The 665-nt window shown below is 58.8% G+C and carries 1 other RNA gene; it reads left to right on the forward strand.

Annotated features, from left to right (window positions below):
• Positions 1 to 133 precede the first annotated feature (133 nt).
• Positions 134 to 495: RNase P RNA component class A (rnpB, locus tag PGW49_RS10400), an RNA gene on the forward strand.
• The last annotated feature ends 170 nt before the right edge of the window (positions 496 to 665 follow it).

A 665-nucleotide genomic window follows, 5' to 3' on the forward strand; every position in this document is an offset into this window, starting at 1 on the left:
TCATCCGCACATGTGCGGATGAATGTGGGAAGTGTTCGGATGAAGTTGATAATCAAGGTTTCTTGGTTTATCGTGTCGAGCGTTTGCGTTGTGCCATTGCCTGCGGCAACGGTGTGTTACACTCTTGCACTGCTGAGTGGGCCAGACGGTCGCGCGATGTGCTGCTTGCAGCACGCGTGAGGAAAGTCCGGGCTCCAGAGGGCGGGATGCCGGCTAACGGCCGGGCGGAGTGATCCGACGGAAAGCGCCGCAGAAAAGAAGACTCCCACCTGCGCCGCAAGGCGTAAAGGGAAAAGCTGAAACGGTGGTGTAAGAGACCACCAGCGTCGTGGTAACACGGCGGCTTGGCAAGCCCCATCCGGAGCAAGCGCGAATAGGAACGCTATGGGCCGGCCCGGTCCGCGTTCGGGTAGCGTGCGTGGAACTGCACGGTAACGTGCAGACAAGATAAATGACCGTTCACGACAGAACCCGGCTTATCGGCCCACTCAGCACTTTGTTGACGCTGCGAACCCGTCAGCGCGGCAATCTGCCTTTCAAGCCTTCGGGCATGACCATAAGGTCAATGCCCTTGTCTTTCAAGGCACATTGCTCGCGCTGACGGGTTCTCGCTCATATGACCCAATCCGCTGTCAAGAGCCACAATGGCCCCGCCGACCGCTTGC

The sequence above is a fragment of the Collinsella aerofaciens genome (assembly GCF_027679495.1).
Classification (GTDB): Bacteria; Actinomycetota; Coriobacteriia; order Coriobacteriales; family Coriobacteriaceae; genus Collinsella; species Collinsella aerofaciens_AK.